The sequence below is a fragment of the Streptomyces sp. NBC_01016 genome, assembly GCF_026341035.1.
In the GTDB taxonomy this organism is placed as follows: Bacteria; Actinomycetota; Actinomycetes; order Streptomycetales; family Streptomycetaceae; genus Streptomyces.
In genome coordinates, this window is record NZ_JAPEOQ010000002.1 from 919,811 (window position 1) to 938,891 (window position 19,081).

The window sequence follows — 19,081 nt, forward strand, 5'->3', positions numbered from 1 at the left end:
ACGTCCATGGGGCGCCGGACCAGTTGGTTCGGCGCCCTTTGCTTGTGCCTGATGTCCTAGAGCGCGCTCGATGACGGGCTCGATCGGGCCAGCCTCAGCGTTCTGCGCGCGGCCGCGACCACTGCCGCGTCGACGAAGCGGCCGTCCGGGAGGGCCAGGGCGCCCGCCTCCGTGGCCGCCGCGCACACGATTTCCTCGGCCGCCCGCACCTCCGCCTCGGTCGGGCGGAAGGCCTCCTCGATCACCGGGAGCTGGCGGGGGTGGATCGCCGTGCGGCCGAGGAAGCCCAGGGCGCGGCCCTCGGCGCAGGACCGGGCCAGGCCCTCCGTGTCGCGGACGTCCGGGTAGACGGACTGCGGCGGTGGCGGCAATTGGGCCGCACGGGCCGCCACGACGGCCCGGCCGCGCACCCACGCGAGGCCCGCCGCGTCCGTGACGCCGAGGTCGGCGCGGAGATCCGCCTCGCCGAGCGCGATGCCGTGCACGGCGTGGTGCGCGGCGATGTCATAGGCGTGCTCGACGCCCGTCGCCGACTCCAACAGGGCGTACAGGGGCGGCACTTCGACCGCCCAGTCCTGTACGCGGGTCAGGTCCGCGGGGCCGCCCACCTTCGGCAGGCGCAGCGCGTCGAGGCCGGGGAGCGGGGTGAGGCGGCGTACCTCCTGCTCGGCGAGCGGCCCGTCCAGCGCGTTGACGCGGACGTGCACCGGGGTCTTGTGCTTGTCGGCGAGGAGCTCGACGGTGGCGTCGAGCGCGTACGCCTTGCGGTCGGGGGCGACCGCGTCCTCCAGGTCGACCAGGACGACGTCGGCGCCCGAACCGAGCGCCTTGGTGACGACGTCGGGGCGGTCCCCGGGCACGTAAAGCCAGGTCAGGAACGTCTTTTCCAGCGACTCGCTCATACCGCACCAGCCTCCCGCAAGGACACGATGTCCGCCTGCGACAGGCCGAGGCCGTCCAGGATCTCGTCGGTGTCCGAGCCGTGCGGGCGGCCCGTCCACTGGATGGAGCCGGGGGTCTCGGAGAGGCGGAAGAGGACGTTCTGCATCTTGACCGTGCCGAGGTCCGGGTCGGGGAGCTCGGTGATCGAGTCGAGGGCCTGGTACTGCTCGTCGGCCAGGACGTCGCGGATGTCGTAGATCGGGGCGATGGCGGCCTCCGCCTTTTCGAAGGCCGCGACCACCTCGTCGCGGGTGTGGGAGCCGATCCAGCCGCCGACGGCCGCGTCGAGTTCGTCGGCGTGCTGCGCGCGGCCCGAGCCCGTCGCGAACCACTCCTCGTCGATGAACTCGGGCCGTCCCACCAGGTGCATCACACGCTCCGCGATCGACTGCGCGGACGTCGACACCGCGACCCACTTCTCGTCGCGGGTGCGGTACGTGTTGCGCGGGGCGTTGTTCGTCGAACGGTTGCCGGTGCGCGGCTGGACGTAGCCGAGCTGGTCGTACCAGGTGGCCTGCGGGCCGAGGATCGACAGCATCGGCTCGATGATCGCCATGTCGACGACCTGGCCGCGGCCCGTCGTGTCGCGTCCGCGCAGCGCCGCCATGATCGCGTACGAGGTGGCGAGCGCGGCGATGGAGTCGGCGAGGCCGAACGGCGGGAGGGTCGGCGGCCCGTCGGGCTGTCCGGTGATCGCGGCGAAACCGCTCATCGCCTCCGCGAGCGTGCCGAATCCGGGGCGGCGCGCGTACGGGCCGAACTGTCCGAAGCCGGTGACGCGGGCGAGTACCAGGCGCGGGTTGGTGGCGCTCAGCTCGTCCCAGCCGAGGTGCCACTTCTCCAGGGTGCCGGGGCGGAAGTTCTCGATGACGACGTCGGACTCGGCGACCAGCTTGAGGAGGATCTCGCGGCCGCCGGGCGATGACAGGTCGAGGGTGAGGTTCTTCTTGTTGCGGCCGAGGGTCTTCCACCAGAGGCCGACGCCGTCCTTCGACGGGCCGTGGCCGCGGGAGGGGTCGGGCCTGCGGGGGTGCTCCACCTTGATGACCTCGGCGCCGAAGTCGCCGAGCATCGTGGCGCAGATCGGCCCGGCGAAGAGGGTGGCGAGATCGAGGACGCGCAGGCCGGTCAACGGGCCCTTGGAAGTGTCCTGTTGAGGGTTCGTCATGTGCGGGCCTCCAGGGTGAGCCGGGCCAGTTCGTCGAAGCCGATGCCGTCGAAGCCGGCGACGGAGGTCGACAGGCGGTTCTTCAGCGGATGCGTCCAGCGGTCGCCGAGCGCTTCGGGGTGACCGGCGAGCAGGCCCGCGATCGAGCCGGCGGTCGCGCCGTTGGAGTCGGTGTCCCAGCCGCCGGACACCGCGCGGCAGATGGAGCCCTCGAAGTCGCCGTCGGCGTGGGTGAGGGCGGCTGCGAGGAGGGCCGCGTTGGGGAGGACGTGGACCCAGTGGTGGTCGGCGTAGGCGGCGTGCAGCTCGTCGACGACGGTGTCGAAGTCCGGGTGTTTCGCTGCCAGTTCGATGCCGAGGTTGATGGCTTGGGCGTAGCGCGAGTGCGGTGGTACGACGGCGAGACCGGATCGGAGCGCGGTGTGTACGTCGGCCGTGCCCGTAGCGGCGGTGGCGATGGTGGCGGCCGTGAACATCGCGCCGTACACGCCGTTCGCCGTGTGTGTGAGAACGGCGTCCCGATGGGCGAGACGGGACGCGAGGGCCGGGTCGCCGGGGGCGATCCAGCCGAAGACGTCGGCGCGGATCTGGGCGCCGATCCATTCGCGGAAGGGGTTGCGGTGGGTCGCCGTGTGCGGGGGTTCGAGGCCGGTGAGGAGGTTGCGGTAGGCGATGCGTTCGGCGGTGAAGGTGCGGCCCGCGGGGAGCTCGTCGAGCCAGAGCTTGGCGACGTCGGCCGTGGTGAAGTCGGTTCCGTGGCGCTGGATCAACAGCAGGGCGAGGAGGGGGTAGTTGAGGTCGTCGTCCTCCGGCATGCCGTTGATGTTTTCGGCGAGGGAGGTGGGGGCGCTGCGGCGGTTCCACGGGTAGCGGGTGGCGAGCTCCGGGTCCAGGCCGGCCTCCGTGAACCAGCCGCTCAGCGGCCAGTTCCCGGTGGACCGGGCGATGGCCCGGATGCCCTCGAGCGGGAGCTTTTCCACGGGTTTGCCGAGGAGGCAGCCGACGGCTCGGCCGAGCCAGGCGGCGTGGAGGCGATCCCCCACCCCGCCCCTTCCCGAAAGTCCTGCCGGACGGGCCGCCTCAATCGCCGGCGGGGCTGGATATTCAGCCCCTCCGGCGTTTGAGGAGCGGGGGTCTGGGGGCGGAGCCCCCAGTTTCGGGAAGGGGCGGGGTGGGGGAGAGTCCTTCGTTGCGGATTCGATCGACGTCAGGTCCGTCGGCTCCGGAAGGGGGGAGGTCAGCGTCGCGAGTTCGTCGAGCAAGTGCTCGGCCAGGGCGCGTAGTTCGGGTGACGCCGGGACGGCGGACGCGCCGGCGCGGTCCGGCGCCAGGTGACCGCCCGCCGCCACCCAGCGGTCCCGCACCGAGGACGCGTCCCGGCCGTCCTGCGCCGCCTGGCGCAACTCATGGCCGATCAGATCCTCGGGCTGCACCCAGGTGACGCGGAGCATCACAGCCCCGCCACCGCCGCGAACGCGGCATCGTGATCCCGGCGCCGGTCCAGATCCTTCGCGTACACCTCACGCGTGACCCGCGCGAGCGAGGCCGCGGGACCGTGCAGGTCCAGCTTGCTGGCCCGCGCGATCTCGGCGCTCCACTCCTTGGGCACGGCCCCCTCCCCGTACAGCGCGCCGACGATCGCCCCGCTCATCGTGGCGATCGAGTCGCAGTCGCGGCCGTAGTTGACCGAGCCGAGCACGGTGTGCCGGAAGTCGCCGCGGCCGACCAGGAGCATGCCGAGGGCGACCGGGAGTTCCTCGATGGCGTGCAGGCGGGAGGGGCGGCGGGCGCCGAGCGAGGGCTTGCGGTACTCGGGGCCGACCGTGTCGAAGGGGGTGACCGCCTCGCGTAGCGGCTTCAGTGCGTCCTCGAAGTCGTCGTAGCGGGCGGCCACTTCGCAGACCGCCTCGATCGCCGACCGCGTGCCGTCCTTGGCGAGGGCGAGGGCGTCCTCGACCACCGACTCCGGCGTCGCGCCCGGCTTGTACGCCGCCGCGACCGCCGCCGCGAAGACGCCTGCCGCCTCGCGGCCGTACGAGCTCTGGTGGGCCCCGGCGACGTCGAGTGCCTCTTCGTACGCCTTCAGCGGGTTGCCCGCGTTGACCGCGCCGACGGGGGCCATGTACATCGACGCGCCGCAGTTCACGATGTTGCCGACGCCCGCCTCGCGCGGGTCCACGTGCCCGTAGTGGATGCGCGCGACGATCCACTTCTCGGCGAGGAAGAGGCGCTGGAGGGGGAGGGCCTCCGCTTCGAGTTCCGGGATCCAGCGGGGAGTTGTGATGAGGTCGGGGACCAGGTGGTCGGCGACCGCGTACGCGTCGAGGTGGTCGCGGACCTTCTCGTAGACGCGGATCAGCGCGTGCGTCATGAGGGTGTCGTCGGTGACGTGGCCGTCGCCCTTGTGGTACGGCGCGATGGGCCGCGCCGTCTTCCAGTCGTCCTTGTAGAACGGCTCCACGATGCCGCGGACCCGGCCGCCGTGCCGCTCCGCGATGGCCTCCGGTGTCCAGCCCTCGACCGGGCCGCCGAGCGCGTCGCCCACGGCCGCGCCGACCAGGGCGCCGGTGGTGCGGTCTTCCAAGCTCATGCTGAAGTTCCTTCCGCTGCAAGGGAGTTCGAGGTGGTGCGGGCGAGCCGGTCGGCCAGGGTGGTCAGCTCGGTTCCCGCGAGTTGCGGCAGCGCGCAGCCCGCGAGGATGTCGCAGGCGTCCCGCCAGGTGTGCGGCAGCGCGTCCGCGCCGCCGATCGCGCCGGTGAGGGCGCCGGTCAGGGCCGGCGCCGAGTCGGCGACGCGGGACAGGCAGGCCGCGGTGGGTACGGCCTCGGTGACCGATCCTGCGGCGGCCGTCGCCATGGCGAGCGCCACCGGGACGGTCTCGGCCGCAGCGATGCCGTAGCTGTAGACGTGGTCGACGATCTCGTGTTCCAGGACGGGGACCAGCGCGAACGCGTTGCCGGGCTGTCCTGGGCGGGCCGCCGCGGCGGCGCGTCCGAGCTCTACGGCCCTGTGGGCGTTGCGGTGGATCTCGGTGCCGGCGGGGAGTTGGGCGAGTGCGGCGTCCACGCAGGCGTCGACGTCCGCGCCGCCGAGTGCGGTGGCGACGGCCGCCGCCATCGCGCGGGCGCCGTGCACGCCGTCGCCGTCCTGGGTGTAGCGGGCGTCGAACTCGGCGAGTTCCGCGGCGAGTTCGGGCTGGCCGGGGTGGACGACCGCGAGGACCGCGGCGCGGACGCAGGCGGCGTCGTCGAAGTAGTGCGGGTTGTCGTGGCCGGTGGCGGGTGGGCGCAGGCCCGCGGCGAGGTTGCCGAGGCCGGCGCGTACGGAGATGCGGGCGCGCAGCGGGATGTCGGCGGATTCGATCTCGTCGGCGCGGGCCGCTGCCGCGGCGATCTCGTCGGAGAGGGTGTTCCACGCGAGGGAGAGGGAGGAGCGGACGCGGTGGTCGGGTGGGAGGTCGCCGAGGCCGTGGGCGTAGGCGGCGAGGACGGCGTGTGCGGTGAACGCGGCCCATTCGGCGTCGTCCGACGGGCCGAGGCGGAGGGGTTCCGGGGGTTGGTTCAGGGCGATGGGGACGGGGAGGGTGGTGGTGGCGTTCTGCTCCGCGAAGGTGTCCAGTTCGCGGGTGAGGCGTCTCGTCCAGTCCGGGAGCCGTGCCGCGCGGTGTCGCCCCGAGGGCCACCCGGCCGCGTCCCCTGCGGCGATTCCGAGGAGCAGCCCCTCGATACGGTCGGCGCCGGTGGCGGCGGATGCGGTTGCGGTCGCGGGGCGCTGCCCCGGACCCCGCTGCTCAATCGCCGCAGGGGCTTGAATGTCCGGACCTGCGCTTGAGTGCGCCGCAGACGCTTGATTGGCGGATGTTGCCCCGCTCGCGGGGCTCTGCCCCGGGCCCCGCTGCTCAATCGCCGCAGGGGCTTGATTATCCGGACCTGCGCTTGGGTGCGCCGCAGACGCTTGAATGTCCGGGCCTGCGCTTGGGCGTGCCGCAGGGGCTTGATTGGGGGACGTGGTCCCGTTCCCGGGGCGGAGCTCCGAGGTGTGGTCGGCGGTCATGCCACCGCCCCCTCGCGGTCCGGCGGAGGTGGGGTCAAGCGGTCGGCCACGTCCAGGACGTGGCGGCCTGCCATGGAGGGGAGGCAGCTGCCGCGGACCGGGCCGATCGCCGTCGCCCAGTGCGAGGGGATCGCCGATTCGCCGCACAGGGCACCGGCCAGCGCACCCGCCACCGCCGCCGTCGTATCCGCGTCGCGGCCCATGTTGACCGCCGTGAGGACCGATTCGCGGAAGTCGCCGCGGGCCACCGCGAACGCGCCGAACGCGAGGCCGACCGCCTCGGGGGCGAGGTCCGTCCACGGGTAGCCGCCGATGACGACGGCCTTGCGGACCGCCCGCTCCATGGAGAGCTGCGTGCCGTCCGGGTCGCGGCGCGCGCGCCGCGCCGTGGAGACCGCGCGGTGCAGGGAGCGCCCCGTCCACGAGTCCTCGGGGACGACCGAGAGCGCCGCCTGGACCACCGCGTCCGGGTTGTGGCTCACCATCGCTGCTGCCACACCCGCCGCGACCGCGCGGCCGCCGTGGATGCCCTCCCCGTCGTGCGACACCGTGCCGTCGATCGACACCAGGCGGGCCGCCTCCGCGGGGCGGCCCGCCGCGTACACCCCGAAGGGCGCCGCGCGCATCGCGAGGCCGTCGCTCCAGGCGTGCCGGTGCTGGGCGGAGATGGGGGCGGCGAGACCCCGGCGGAGGTTTTCGAGGGTGCCGCGTTCGCTGAAGCCGGCTCCCTTGAAGGGGCCCTCGTCGCGGTCGGCGATCCACGTGTGCCAGGCCTTCTCCACGTGCCCGATGGTGAGGCCCGCGCCGTGCTCGGCGAGGAGCAGGCCCGAGAAGATCGCGTACTCCGTGTCGTCCGTGCCGGCCGGGTCGGCGGACACGAACCCCTCGATGCGGCCCCAGCGTTCGCGGATCTGGGACGGCTTCATGTTCTCCGCGGGCGCGCCGAGCGCGTCACCGACGGCGAGGCCGAGGAGCGCCCCGCGGGCGCGGTCCCGCAGGGAGATCGCGGCCGCGGGGGGCGGGTGCGGAACGGTACGGAGTCTGCGTGGCTGTGCCGGCCCCTCCGAGGAAGGCCCCTCCGAGGAAAGCCCCTCCGAAGGAGGTCCCTCCGAGGGAGGGTCCGGTTCGACGCTGACGCTCATGGTGTGTTCGTGCTCATCTCTGGGGTTGTGCTGGTGGTGCGAGTGGTGGTGCTCAGCGTTGGTAGCGGTTCAGAATCAGATTGCCGTCGTCCGCCAGGCGCTTGCGCAGCTCTGTTACGCCGAACGCGCCGTTGTAGTACTCCTGGAAGGCCGGAGTGGCGATCTTGTCCTTCCACTCGGCGTAGCCCCGCACCCCGAGCACCGGGGACGGGCGCAGCGAGGCGGCCATCTCGGAGCCGGTCTTCCAGCCGTACTTGTCGGTGGTCAGGGACGGGTCCTTGAGTGCCTCGCGGCTGGTGGGCAACAGCCAGTCGCCGCGCGCCAGTTGTACCTGGTGGTCGGCCTGTGTGAGGTAGGCGATGAACTGGGCCGCCGCCTTCTTGTGCTTGCTGTCCTCGGAGACGGACAGGGTCTGCGGGGCGACGCCCTGGGCCAGGCCGCCGGAGCCGGAGGGCATCGGCAGGACGGTCCAGTCGAAGCCCTTGGGGGCCTGCTGCTGGACCTGCTGCCGGAACGAGAAGTTGAGCGGCAGCATCGCGTACTTGCCCGCGAAGAAGCCGGGCAGCGTGTCGGAACCGGCCATGCCGAGCGCCGATTTGGGCGCACTGTGCGCCTTGTTGACCTGCCGGTTGATCAGTCGTGCGACGGCCGAGTCGGCGGCGCCGTAGCGGATCTCGTTCTTGCCGTCCTTGTCCTTGTAGAAAAGCTTGCCGCCGGTGGAAAGGGCGAGGTTCACGGACTGGGTGACGGGCTCCTTCATCGACCAGGCGACGCCGTACTGCTCAGGCTTGCCGTCCTTGTTCCTGTCGCGCGTGAGCTTCTTGCTCGCACGCTCGAACTCGGCCCAGGACCAAGGGTGTTGGACCGTGGGTGTACGTACGCCCGACTGCTTCAGGAGCTTCTTGTTCACGACGAGTACGCGCGGCTCCTGGAGGAACGGGATGCCGTAGATCTTCTTCCCGTACGTCGTCGTGGCCCAGGACGCCTTCGGGATGTCCGCGCGCAGCGACTTCGGCAGGTAGGGGCTCAGGTCGGCGAGGTAGCCGCCGTGCCCGAAGTCGGTGAGGTCGGAGGCGTCGTCGTGGAAGATGTCCGGCGCCTTGCCGCCCTCGAAGGAGGTCAGCATCTGGTCGTGGATGCTGTCCCAGACGCCCTGGACGTACTTGACCTTGACCTTGGAGTGGGTGTCGTTCCACTTCGCGACCAGGGCCTTGTTCGCCTCGATGGACTCCTTCTGCCAGGCGAGGCTGAGGAATTCGAGGGTGACCGTGCCGTTCGCCGAATCGGAGTCCGAGTCGGACCCGGAGCAGCCGGCGAGCAGCGCGAGGGAGAGGGAGGCCGCGGCCGCCGCGAGGATCCTGCTGCGCATCAGCCCTTCACCGCCCCGCTGAGCATGCCGCCGACGAGCCGCCGCTGGAGCAGCGCGAAGAAGACGAGGCTGGGGATCGTGGCGAGGACCGAGGCCGCGGCGAGCGGGCCCAGGTCGGCGACGCCCTCGGCGCCGAGGAAGCGGGTGAGGATGACCGACATCGTCTGGTTCTCCGGGGACTTGAGGAGGACGAGGGCGAAGAAGAACTCGTTCCAGGCGGTCACGAAGCTGAACATCAGCGTGGCCACCAGGCCGGGCGCGAGGAGCGGAAGGACCACGCTGGTCAGCGTGCGCAGCCGGCCCGCGCCGTCCACCGCCGCGGCCTCCTCCAGGGAGCGCGGCACCGACTTCACGTAGCCCTGGAGCATCCAGAGCGAGAAGGGCAGGTTCCAGACGACGTAGACGATGATCAGGCCGAAGAGGCTGTCGATCAGCCGCAGGTTCTTCAGGACGAGGAACAGCGGGATGATGATCAGCACGAACGGGAACATCTGGCTGACCAGGATCCAGCCCGTGCCCGCCTGGCTGACCCGGGACCTGTACCGGACCATGACGTACGAGGCCGGGACCGCGATCGCCACCGAGATCACGGAGGCGCTGACCGCGACGACCAGGCTGTTGAGCGCCGAGTGCAGCAGCGGCTGCGCGTCGAACGCGGCGCGGTAGTTGTCCAGGCTCGGATGCTGCGGCAGCCAGCTCGGGTCGATCGCGCCCAGCTCCTGCGGGGACTTGAAGGACGTCGAGATCAGCCACAGGAACGGGAAGGCCAGGAAGATCATGTAGCAGAGCAGCGCCACGTACTGGCCTGCTCGGCCCGCGACCCGGGGGAGTGTCGTACTCGCGCTCATGCCGCCGCCTCCACGTCTTCCTTCAGCTTCTTACGGAGGAACAGCGTCAGCAGCACCGCGATCACCGCGACCATCGCAAGGCCCATCGCGGCGGCGTACCCGAACTGCCCGTATTTGAAGGCCTCTTCGTACGCGAACAGCATCGGGAGCCGCGTCTTCCCGCCGGGCCCGCCCTGCGTCAGTACGTAGACCAGGCCGAAGGAGTTGAAGTTCCAGATGAAGTTGAGCGCGGTGATGGCGATGACCACCGGCTTCAGGGCCGGCCAGGTCACGGCCGTGAACCGGCGCCACATCCCCGCGCCATCGATCTGCGCGGCTTCACGCAACTCGACCGGCACGTTCTGCAGTCCGGCGAGGAGCACCACCGTCGTCTGCGGCATGCCCGCCCAGACGCCCACGACGATCACGGCGGGCAGCGCGTACGACAGGTCCGCGAGCCAGTCGACGTTCTCGTGGATCAGGCCGAGCTGGGTCAGCGTCTTGTTGAGGATGCCCGCGTCCGAGTGGTAGACGAGCCGCCACATGATGCCGACGACGACCTCGGGCATCGCCCACGGGACCAGCGCCAGGGTGCGGGCCATCCAGCGGAAACGCAGATTCTGGTTGAGCAGCAGCGCGAGGCCGAGCGCGAAGACGAACTGCAGTGCCGTCACGGACACCGCCCAGACCAGGCCGATCCGGAACGACTCCCAGAACAGCGAGTCGTGGCGCAGGTCGAGGAAGTTGTCCAGGCCGATGAACTGCGTGGGAGCGGTCCGTCCCGCCTGCGAGTCGGTGAACGCGAGCGACAGGCCGTACAGGAGCGGGACCACGCTGAGTATCAGAATCGGGATCAGCGCGGGCATCAGCAGGAACCACGCGCCCCGGTCCAGGCCGAGCGCTCGCTTGCGCTGACCCGGCGTGCGGGGTGGTGGTGTGCCGCGGCTGCCGGGGACGGCGTTGTCCCGGGGCGCGGTGAGACTCATGGGAATCCTCGATGTCTCAACTGTCGGGCGCCGCCCGGCCCGTGGAGGCGCGGACGACGAGGCGGGGAGGGGCGGTGGTGGAGCGGGGAGCGGGGTTCTCTGCGGTGCTTCCGGGGGCTTCCGGGGCGGCGAGGCGGTGCAGCAGCAGTTCGGCGGCGCGTCGCCCGCGCTCGGTGGAGCCCAGGTCGACGCTGGTCAGCGGGGGCCAGCCGGCCTGCGCGAGCACGCTGTCGTCCATCCCCGCGACCGCGACGTCCTCGGGTATCCGCAGGCCTCGGGCGTGCAGGGCGCGGGCGGCGCCGAGGGCCAGCTGGTCGTTGGCGCCGAAGACCGCGTCGGGCCGCAGGTCGAGGAGCGACTCGGCGGCCGCGGCCCCGGACTCGATGCCGAAGTCCGTGTGCACGACGAGCTCCGGGTCGTATACGAGGCCGCAGTCCGCGAGGGCCTTGCGGAAGCCCTCGCCGCGCTTGCGGCCGGGGACCGTGTCGGCGGGGCCGTTGACGAAGGCGATGCGGCGCCGGCCCGTCTCGTACAGATGACGCACCGCGAGCGCGACGCCCTCGACGGAGTCGGCGCGCACGCTGTCGACGGGGACGCCGCTGGGCAGTGAGCCGATGACGACGACGGGGCCCGAGGCCGAGCGCAGCGCGTCCACGTGGGCGTCCGTGATGCGGATGGGGCACAGGATGAGGCCGTCGCTGGTGCGGTCGCCGAGGCTGCGGAGCACGGCGAGTTCGTCCTCGGCGACGGCGTCCGTGGAGTGCAGGAGGAGGCGGTACCCGGCGGCCTTCGCGACGGACTGGATGGCGCGGACCATCGCCACATAGACCGGGTTGCCGATGTCGGGCATCGCGAAGGTGAGCTGGCGGGTGCGGCCGTCCTTGAGGGAGCGGGCCACCGCGTTCGGCACATAGCCGAGTTCGGCGGCGGCGCGCTCGACCTTCTCGACGGTCGCGGGGCGGGCCCCGATCCCGTTCAGCACGCGGGAGACGGACGCGATGGAGACCCCCGCGCGCTCGGCGATGGAGATGATCGTCGGCTGACCGCCACCGGTCGCCGCCGCCGTCGCCTGCGTCGTGGTCCTCGGCACCGCGCCTGCTCCCTTCGCCGTCATGCTGTCGCCGTCATGCTGTAAACGTTTCCCGCTTCTGTAAACGTTTACGGATGTTGCGTCCTTGTTTCCCTGCCCGTCAACGCACCCATCATGTGATCCACCTCACGGGCTAGTCCGGGAAGGTGGAGGTCAGCGTGTTGCGCAGGGCGCAAAACCGCAGGTAAGTACGGCCTTCCTTGCTGGCAGGGCCGATTTTTCGCGCGTACTTTCGGACTCGTCAACGGCAGCTCGCAAACGGCAGTCGGTAGTCAGCAGTCACAGGGGAGCGGGGTCCACGAGCATGACCATCATCGAGACCGGGGCGGATCTGCACGACGCCCACCGGGACAACCACACCCACCGCGATGTCAACGGTGGCTGGCTGCGGCCCGCGGTCTTCGGCGCGATGGACGGGCTCGTCTCCAACTTCGCGCTCATGGCCGGCGTCGCGGGCGGCGCCGTCTCGCAGCAGACGATCATCATCACCGGCCTGTCGGGCCTCGCCGCCGGAGCCTTCTCCATGGCCGCGGGCGAGTACACCTCCGTCGCCTCCCAGCGCGAGCTGGTCGAGGCCGAACTCGACGTCGAGCGGCGCGAGTTGCGCAAGCACCCGGCCGACGAGGAGAAGGAGCTCGCCGAGCTGTACGTCTCCCGTGGCGTCGAGTCGAAGCTTGCGCACGAGGTCGCCGCGCAGCTGTCGCGGGATCCCGAGCAGGCCCTGGAGATACATGCGCGGGAGGAGCTGGGCATCGACCCCGGCGATCTTCCCTCGCCGACGGTCGCCGCCGTCTCGTCCTTCGGGTCGTTCGCGCTCGGCGCCCTGATCCCGGTGCTGCCCTATCTGCTCGGGGCGAGCGCGCTGTGGCCCGCCGTGCTGCTCGCGCTCCTCGGACTCTTCGCGTGCGGGGCCGTCGTGGCCAAGGTGACGGCGCGTTCCTGGTGGTTCAGCGGATTGCGGCAGTTGGTCCTCGGTGGTGCCGCGGCGGGTGTGACGTATCTCCTGGGGAGCATCTTCGGCACTTTTGCTGGTTGACGGGTCGCGGCCGTGGCCTGAAGATGCCTATACAGCGCCTTGCATAAGTAGTCGTTACCGCGCGGTTTCGATTGCGAGACCACGGGGCATGAGCCGTAAGCGCTGGGGGCAATGAGGCCCGCGGCGCACGCCAGCACCACCCCGGCCCTCGGTCATCGATCTGCCCGGCCAGGCCTCTCCCGCCGCCACCCGCGGTGTCCGCATGTTGGAACGCAGTATCCGGTTCCCGAGAACCGCTCCATCATGTAACTTGCACGAAATTTTTGAGTTGCACTTCTCCGCAGAGGGCCAACGTCGTCCCTCGGCACGTACCTTGCCACGACGACGACGGGAGAGCCGATGCGTACCTCGCGCCAGCCGTCCCAGCATTCCAACAGCGGCCAGACCTGGTCGCACATGGATGCTCGCCCTGCTGCCCAGGGCATGTACGACCCGCGAAATGAGCACGACGCCTGTGGCGTCGGGTTCGTGGCCACCCTCACCGGCGAGGCGAGCCACACGCTGGTCGAGCAGGCGCTGACCGTCCTGCGAAACCTGGAACACCGCGGTGCCACCGGCTCCGAGCCCGACTCGGGCGACGGCGCGGGCATCCTGTCCCAGGTTCCGGACGCCTTCCTGCGCGAGGTGGTCGACTTCGACCTCCCCGAGGCCGGTTCGTACGCTGTCGGTATCGCCTTCCTGCCCGAGGAGGGCACCGAGGAGTTCGTCTCGCGGATCGAGACGATCGCCGCCGAAGAGGGCCTGAACGTCCTCGGCTGGCGCGAGGTCCCGGTCGCCCCGCAGCTCCTCGGCGCCACCGCCCGCTCGACGATGCCGGCGTTCCGCCAGGTCTTCGTCGCGGACGGCACCTCCAAGGACATCGCGCTCGACCGCAAGGCGTTCGTGCTGCGCAAGCGCGCCGAGCGCGAGGCCGACGTGTACTTCCCGTCGCTCTCCGCGCGCACGATCGTCTACAAGGGCATGCTGACCACCGGCCAGCTTGAGCCCTTCTTCCCGGACCTGTCCGACCGCCGCTTCGCTTCCGCGATCGCGCTCGTGCACTCCCGGTTCTCCACGAACACGTTCCCGTCGTGGCCGCTCGCGCACCCGTACCGCTTCGTCGCGCACAACGGTGAGATCAACACCGTCAAGGGCAACCGCAACTGGATGCGTGCCCGTGAGTCGCAGCTCGGCTCCGAGCTGTTCGGAGACTCGGACAACCTCGAGCGGACCTTCCCCGTCTGTACGCCGGACGCCTCCGACTCCGCCTCCTTCGACGAGGTCCTTGAGCTGCTGCACCTCGGTGGCCGTTCGCTGCCGCACAGCGTCCTGATGATGATCCCGGAGGCCTGGGAGAACCACGCCTCCATGGACCCGGCCCGGCGCGCCTTCTACCAGTACCACTCCAACCTGATGGAGCCCTGGGACGGCCCGGCCTGCGTCACCTTCACCGACGGCACCCAGGTCGGCGCCGTTCTCGACCGCAACGGTCTGCGTCCCGGCCGCTACTGGGTCACCGACGAAGGACTCGTCGTCCTCGGCTCCGAGGTCGGCGTCCTCGACATCGACCCGGCCAAGGTCGTCAAGAAGGGCCGCCTGCAGCCCGGCCGGATGTTCCTCGTGGACACCGCCGAGCACCGCATCATCGAGGACGAGGAGATCAAGAACGCTCTCGCCTCCGAGCACCCCTACGAGGAGTGGCTCGAGGCCGGCGAGATCGAGCTCTCCGACCTCCCCGAGCGCGAGCACATCGTGCACACGCACGCCTCCGTCACGCGCCGCCAGCAGACCTTCGGCTACACCGAGGAAGAGCTCCGCATCCTCGTCGCGCCGATGGCCAAGGCCGGCGCCGAGCCGATCGGCTCGATGGGCACGGACACCCCGATCGCGGCGCTCTCCGCCCGCCCGCGGCTGCTGTTCGACTACTTCACGCAGCTGTTCGCGCAGGTCACGAACCCGCCGCTGGACGCGATCCGCGAGGAGCTCGTCACCTCGCTGCGCTCCCCGCTGGGCCCCGGCAGCAACCTGCTCGAGCCCACGGCCGCCACGTGCCGCGCGGTCACCCTGCCCTTCCCGGTGATCGACAACGATGAGCTCGCGAAGCTCATCCACATCAACGCCGACGGCGACATGCCCGGCATGAAGGCCGTCACCCTGTCCGGCCTGTACCGGGTGCACGGCGGTGGCGACTCGCTCGCCGCCCGGATCGACGAGATCTGCGCCGAGGCCGACGCCGCCCTCGAGGCCGGCGCCCGCCTGATCGTGCTCTCCGACCGGCACTCCGACGCCGAGCACGCGCCGATCCCGTCGCTGCTGCTCACCGCGGCCGTCCACCACCACCTCATCCGTACGAAGAAGCGCACCCAGGTGGGCCTCCTCGTCGAGGCCGGTGACGTGCGCGAGGTCCACCACGTCGCCCTGCTCATCGGTTTCGGTGCCGCGGCGGTCAACCCGTACCTCGCCATGGAGTCGGTCGAGGACCTGGTCCGCGCCGGCACGTTCCTCAAGGACATAGAGGCCGAGGACGCGATCAGGAACCTGATCTACGCGCTCGGCAAGGGCGTCCTCAAGGTCATGTCCAAGATGGGCATCTCGACCGTCGCCTCCTACCGCGGCGCCCAGGTCTTCGAGGCCGTCGGCCTCGACGAGGCCTTCGTCGAGAAGTACTTCAACGGCACCACCACCAAGATCGGCGGCGCCGACCTGCGCGTCATCGCCGAGGAGGTCGCCGCCCGGCACGCCAAGGCGTACCCCGCCTCCGGCATCGCGCCCGCGCACCGCGCGCTCGACATCGGCGGCGAGTACCAGTGGCGCCGCGAGGGCGAGCCTCACCTGTTCGACCCGGAGACGGTCTTCCGCCTCCAGCACGCCACGCGCTCGGGCAGCTACGACATCTTCAAGAAGTACACGGACCGCGTGAACGAGCAGTCCGAGCGGCTCATGACGCTGCGCGGCCTGTTCGGCTTCAAGGCCGAGGGCCGCGAGCCGATCTCCATCGACGAGGTCGAGCCGGCCTCCGAGATCGTCAAGCGGTTCTCGACCGGCGCCATGTCGTACGGCTCCATCTCCATGGAGGCGCACGAGACCCTCGCCATCGCCATGAACCAGCTGGGCGGCAAGTCCAACACCGGTGAGGGCGGCGAGGACCCGGAGCGCCTGTACGACCCGGCGCGCCGCTCGTCGATCAAGCAGGTGGCCTCCGGCCGCTTCGGTGTGACCTCCGAGTACCTGGTCAACTCCGACGACATCCAGATCAAGATGGCCCAGGGCGCCAAGCCCGGTGAGGGCGGCCAGCTGCCCGGCCACAAGGTCTACCCGTGGGTCGCCAAGACGCGTCACTCGACGCCGGGCGTGGGCCTCATCTCCCCGCCGCCGCACCACGACATCTACTCCATCGAGGACCTGGCTCAGCTGATCCACGACCTCAAGAACGCCAACCCGCAGGCCCGCATCCACGTGAAGCTGGTCTCCGAGGTCGGCGTGGGTACGGTCGCGGCCGGTGTGTCGAAGGCGCACGCGGACGTCGTCCTGATCTCGGGTCACGACGGCGGCACGGGCGCCTCGCCGCTCACGTCGCTGAAGCACGCCGGTGGTCCCTGGGAGCTCGGCCTCGCCGAGACCCAGCAGACGCTGCTGCTCAACGGCCTGCGCGACCGCATCGTCGTGCAGACCGACGGCCAGCTGAAGACCGGCCGCGACGTGCTGATCGCCGCGCTGCTCGGCGCCGAGGAGTTCGGTTTCGCGACCGCGCCGCTCGTCGTCTCCGGCTGCGTCATGATGCGCGTCTGCCACCTGGACACCTGCCCGGTCGGCATCGCCACGCAGAACCCGACGCTGCGCGAGCGGTTCTCCGGCAAGGCCGAGTACATCGTCAACTTCTTCAAGTTCATCGCCGAAGAGGTCCGCGAGCTGCTCGCCGAGATGGGCTTCCGCTCCATCGAGGAGGCCGTCGGCCACGCCGAACTCCTCGACACCGAGCAGGCCGTGAACCACTGGAAGGCGCAGGGCCTCGACCTGGAGCCGCTGTTCCACGTGCCGGACCTGCCCGAGGGCGCCGTCCGTCACCGGATCATCGAGCAGGACCACGGCCTGGAGAAGGCGCTCGACAACGAGCTGATCAAGCTCGCCGCCGACGCCCTCGCCGCCAACGACCAGACGGACGCCCAGCCGGTGCGCGCCCGGGTCGCCATCCGCAACATCAACCGCACGGTCGGCACCATGCTCGGCCACGAGGTGACGAAGAAGTTCGGTGGCGCGGGCCTGCCCGACGACACCATCGACATCACCTTCACGGGCTCCGCCGGCCAGTCCTTCGGCGCCTTCGTGCCGCGCGGTGTCACGCTCCGTCTCGAAGGCGACGCCAACGACTACGTCGGCAAGGGCCTCTCCGGTGGCCGCGTCATCGTCCGCCCGGACCGCGGCGCCGACCACCTCGCCGAGTACTCGACGATCGCCGGCAACACCATCGCGTACGGCGCGACGGGCGGCGAACTGTTCCTCCGCGGCCGCACCGGCGAGCGCTTCTGCGTCCGCAACTCCGGTGCCACGGTCGTCTCGGAGGGCGTGGGCGACCACGGCTGCGAGTACATGACCGGCGGCCACGCGGTGATCCTCGGCGAGACGGGCCGCAACTTCGCGGCCGGTATGTCGGGCGGCATCGCGTACGTCATCGACATGAAGCTCGCCGACGTGAACGCCGGTAACCAGTCCGCGGTCGAGCCCCTCGACGACACCGACAAGCAGTGGCTGCACGACGTGGTGCGCCGCCACGCCGAGGAGACCGGCTCGACGGTGGCCGAGAAGCTCCTCGTCGACTGGGACGCCTCGGTGGCCCGGTTCACGAAGATCATCCCCAGCACGTACAAGGCAGTGCTCGCCGCCAAGGACGCCGCCGAGCGAGACGGTCTCTCGGAGACCGAGATCACCGAGAAGATGATGGAGGCGGCGACCAATGGCTGATCCCAAGGGCTTTCTCAACCACGGGCGCGAAGTCGCCCAGACCCGCCCGGTCGACGAGCGCGTCAAGGACTGGAACGAGGTCTACGTTCCCGGGTCCCTGCTCCCCATCATCAGCAAGCAGGCGTCCCGCTGCATGGACTGCGGCATCCCGTTCTGTCACAACGGCTGCCCGCTGGGGAACCTGATCCCCGAGTGGAACGACTACGCGTACCGCGAGGACTGGTCGGCCGCGCAGGAGCGCCTGCACGCGACCAACAACTTCCCGGAGTTCACCGGTCGCCTCTGCCCGGCGCCCTGTGAGTCGGCGTGCGTGCTCGGCATCAACCAGCCGGCCGTGACCATCAAGAACGTCGAGGTCTCGATCATCGACCAGGCGTGGGACCGGGGCGACGTCGCCCCGCAGATCCCCGAGCGCCTGTCGGGCAAGACCGTCGCCGTCATCGGCTCGGGCCCGGCAGGTCTCGCCGCCGCCCAGCAGCTGACGCGGGCCGGCCACACGGTCGCCGTCTACGAGCGCGCCGACCGCATCGGCGGCCTGCTCCGCTACGGCATCCCCGAGTTCAAGATGGAGAAGCGCCACATCAACCGCCGCATCGAGCAGATGCGCGCGGAGGGCACCAAGTTCCGCACCGGCGTGGAGGTCGGCCGCGACATCGACGCCGCGGGCCTGCGCAAGCGCTACGACGCCGTCGTCGTGGCCGCGGGTGCGACCGTGTCGCGTGATCTCCCGGTCCCCGGCCGCGAGTTGAACGGCATCCACTACGCGATGGAGTACCTGCCCCTCTCCAACAAGGTGCAGGAGGGCGACTACGTCCAGCCGCCCATCACCGCCGAGGGCAAGCACGTCGTCGTGATCGGCGGCGGTGACACCGGCGCCGACTGCGTGGGCACCGCCCACCGCCAGGGCGCCGCCTCGGTGACGCAGCTGGAGATCATGCCGCGCCCGAACGACGACCGGAACACGACCACGCAGCCGTGGCCGACGTTCCCGATGCTCTACAAGGTCACCTCGGCCCACGAGGAGGGCGGCGAGCGCATTTACTCTGCGGGCACCACCCACTTCGAGGGCGACGAGGACGGCAACGTCCAGTGGCTGCACCTCGCCGAGGTCGAGTTCGTCGACGGCAAGCTCGTCAACAAGCCCGGCACCGAGCGCAAGATCCCGGCGCAGCTGGTCACCCTCGCGATGGGCTTCACGGGCACGGACCAGGAGAACGGCCTGGTCTCGCAGTTCGGCCTCGACCTCGACGCGCGCGGCAACGTCGCCCGCGACGACGAGTTCCAGACGAACGTCCCGGGTGTGTTCGTGGCGGGCGACGCCGGCCGCGGCCAGTCCCTCATCGTGTGGGCCATCGCGGAGGGCCGCTCGGCCGCCCGCGGCGTGGACCGCTTCCTGACCGGGGTGTCGGAGCTGCACGCTCCGATCCGCCCGACGGACCGCGCGCTGGCCGTGTAACGGTCCGCCGCTGAAACGTCCCGTACAACGGCGTACGGAACTGAGCGCGACGCTCGCCCTATAAAGTCCCCGAC

Annotated in this window: 13 protein-coding genes; 3 read left to right on the forward strand and 10 right to left on the reverse strand. The window is 70.7% G+C overall.

Annotation, left to right across the window (positions count from 1 at the left end; all coding sequences use genetic code 11):
* Nucleotides 1–56: 56 nt before the first annotated feature.
* The 10 genes from OG746_RS30885 to OG746_RS30930 are packed head-to-tail and all read right to left on the reverse strand — an operon-like array spanning nt 57 to nt 11,577.
* Nucleotides 57–902, reverse strand: a complete 846-nt coding sequence (locus tag OG746_RS30885) for an HpcH/HpaI aldolase/citrate lyase family protein (protein ID WP_266720663.1) — start codon at nt 900–902, stop codon at nt 57–59.
* Nucleotides 899–2,110 carry a CaiB/BaiF CoA transferase family protein gene (locus OG746_RS30890; protein WP_266720665.1) on the reverse strand — a complete coding sequence of 404 codons (1,212 nt, stop codon included), beginning with the start codon at nt 2,108–2,110 and terminating at the stop codon, nt 899–901. Before OG746_RS30890 ends, OG746_RS30885 begins: the two co-directional genes overlap by 4 nt.
* A complete protein-coding gene (locus OG746_RS30895; protein ID WP_266720667.1) occupies nt 2,107–3,561 on the reverse strand; it encodes an ADP-ribosylglycohydrolase family protein in 1,455 nt (484 codons plus the stop codon). The genes OG746_RS30890 and OG746_RS30895 overlap by 4 nt, the downstream gene beginning before the upstream one ends.
* Nucleotides 3,561–4,700, reverse strand: a complete 1,140-nt coding sequence (locus tag OG746_RS30900; RefSeq protein WP_266720669.1) for an ADP-ribosylglycohydrolase family protein — start codon at nt 4,698–4,700, stop codon at nt 3,561–3,563. The genes OG746_RS30895 and OG746_RS30900 overlap by 1 nt, the downstream gene beginning before the upstream one ends.
* Nucleotides 4,697–6,163, reverse strand: a complete 1,467-nt coding sequence (locus OG746_RS30905) for an ADP-ribosylglycohydrolase family protein (protein ID WP_266720671.1) — start codon at nt 6,161–6,163, stop codon at nt 4,697–4,699. The genes OG746_RS30900 and OG746_RS30905 overlap by 4 nt, the downstream gene beginning before the upstream one ends.
* Nucleotides 6,160–7,305: an ADP-ribosylglycohydrolase family protein gene (locus tag OG746_RS30910; protein ID WP_266720673.1), complete on the reverse strand. Its 1,146-nt coding sequence runs from the start codon at nt 7,303–7,305 to the stop codon at nt 6,160–6,162. Before OG746_RS30910 ends, OG746_RS30905 begins: the two co-directional genes overlap by 4 nt.
* 52 nt (nt 7,306–7,357) lie before the next feature.
* Nucleotides 7,358–8,674 carry an ABC transporter substrate-binding protein gene (locus OG746_RS30915; protein ID WP_266720674.1) on the reverse strand — a complete coding sequence of 439 codons (1,317 nt, stop codon included), beginning with the start codon at nt 8,672–8,674 and terminating at the stop codon, nt 7,358–7,360.
* On the reverse strand, nt 8,674–9,522 hold the full coding sequence (locus tag OG746_RS30920; protein ID WP_266720676.1) for a carbohydrate ABC transporter permease: 849 nt from the start codon (nt 9,520–9,522) through the stop codon (nt 8,674–8,676). Before OG746_RS30920 ends, OG746_RS30915 begins: the two co-directional genes overlap by 1 nt.
* Nucleotides 9,519–10,487, reverse strand: coding sequence for a carbohydrate ABC transporter permease (locus tag OG746_RS30925; protein ID WP_266720678.1), 969 nt, complete (start codon nt 10,485–10,487; stop codon nt 9,519–9,521). Before OG746_RS30925 ends, OG746_RS30920 begins: the two co-directional genes overlap by 4 nt.
* Before the next feature lie 16 nt (nt 10,488–10,503).
* Entirely contained in the window at nt 10,504–11,577 is a 1,074-nt protein-coding gene (locus OG746_RS30930; protein WP_266720680.1) for a LacI family DNA-binding transcriptional regulator, read from the reverse strand.
* A gap of 304 nt (nt 11,578–11,881) precedes the next feature.
* Here OG746_RS30930 and OG746_RS30935 point away from each other — a divergent pair, with 304 nt between their 5' ends.
* The 3 genes from OG746_RS30935 to gltD all read left to right on the forward strand — a co-directional run bounded on the left by OG746_RS30935 (nt 11,882) and on the right by gltD (nt 19,007).
* Nucleotides 11,882–12,613, forward strand: coding sequence for a VIT1/CCC1 transporter family protein (locus OG746_RS30935; protein ID WP_266720682.1), 732 nt, complete (start codon nt 11,882–11,884; stop codon nt 12,611–12,613).
* Between the two features lie 339 nt (nt 12,614–12,952).
* Nucleotides 12,953–17,551 (forward strand): glutamate synthase large subunit, encoded by a 4,599-nt coding sequence (gene gltB / locus OG746_RS30940; RefSeq protein WP_266720683.1) that lies wholly within the window; start codon nt 12,953–12,955, stop codon nt 17,549–17,551.
* The gene (gene gltD, locus OG746_RS30945) at nt 17,544–19,007 is read left to right on the forward strand and encodes a glutamate synthase subunit beta (RefSeq protein ID WP_266720685.1); all 1,464 of its coding nucleotides are present in this window, start codon (nt 17,544–17,546) and stop codon (nt 19,005–19,007) included. The genes gltB and gltD overlap by 8 nt, the downstream gene beginning before the upstream one ends.
* Nucleotides 19,008–19,081 lie beyond the last annotated feature (74 nt).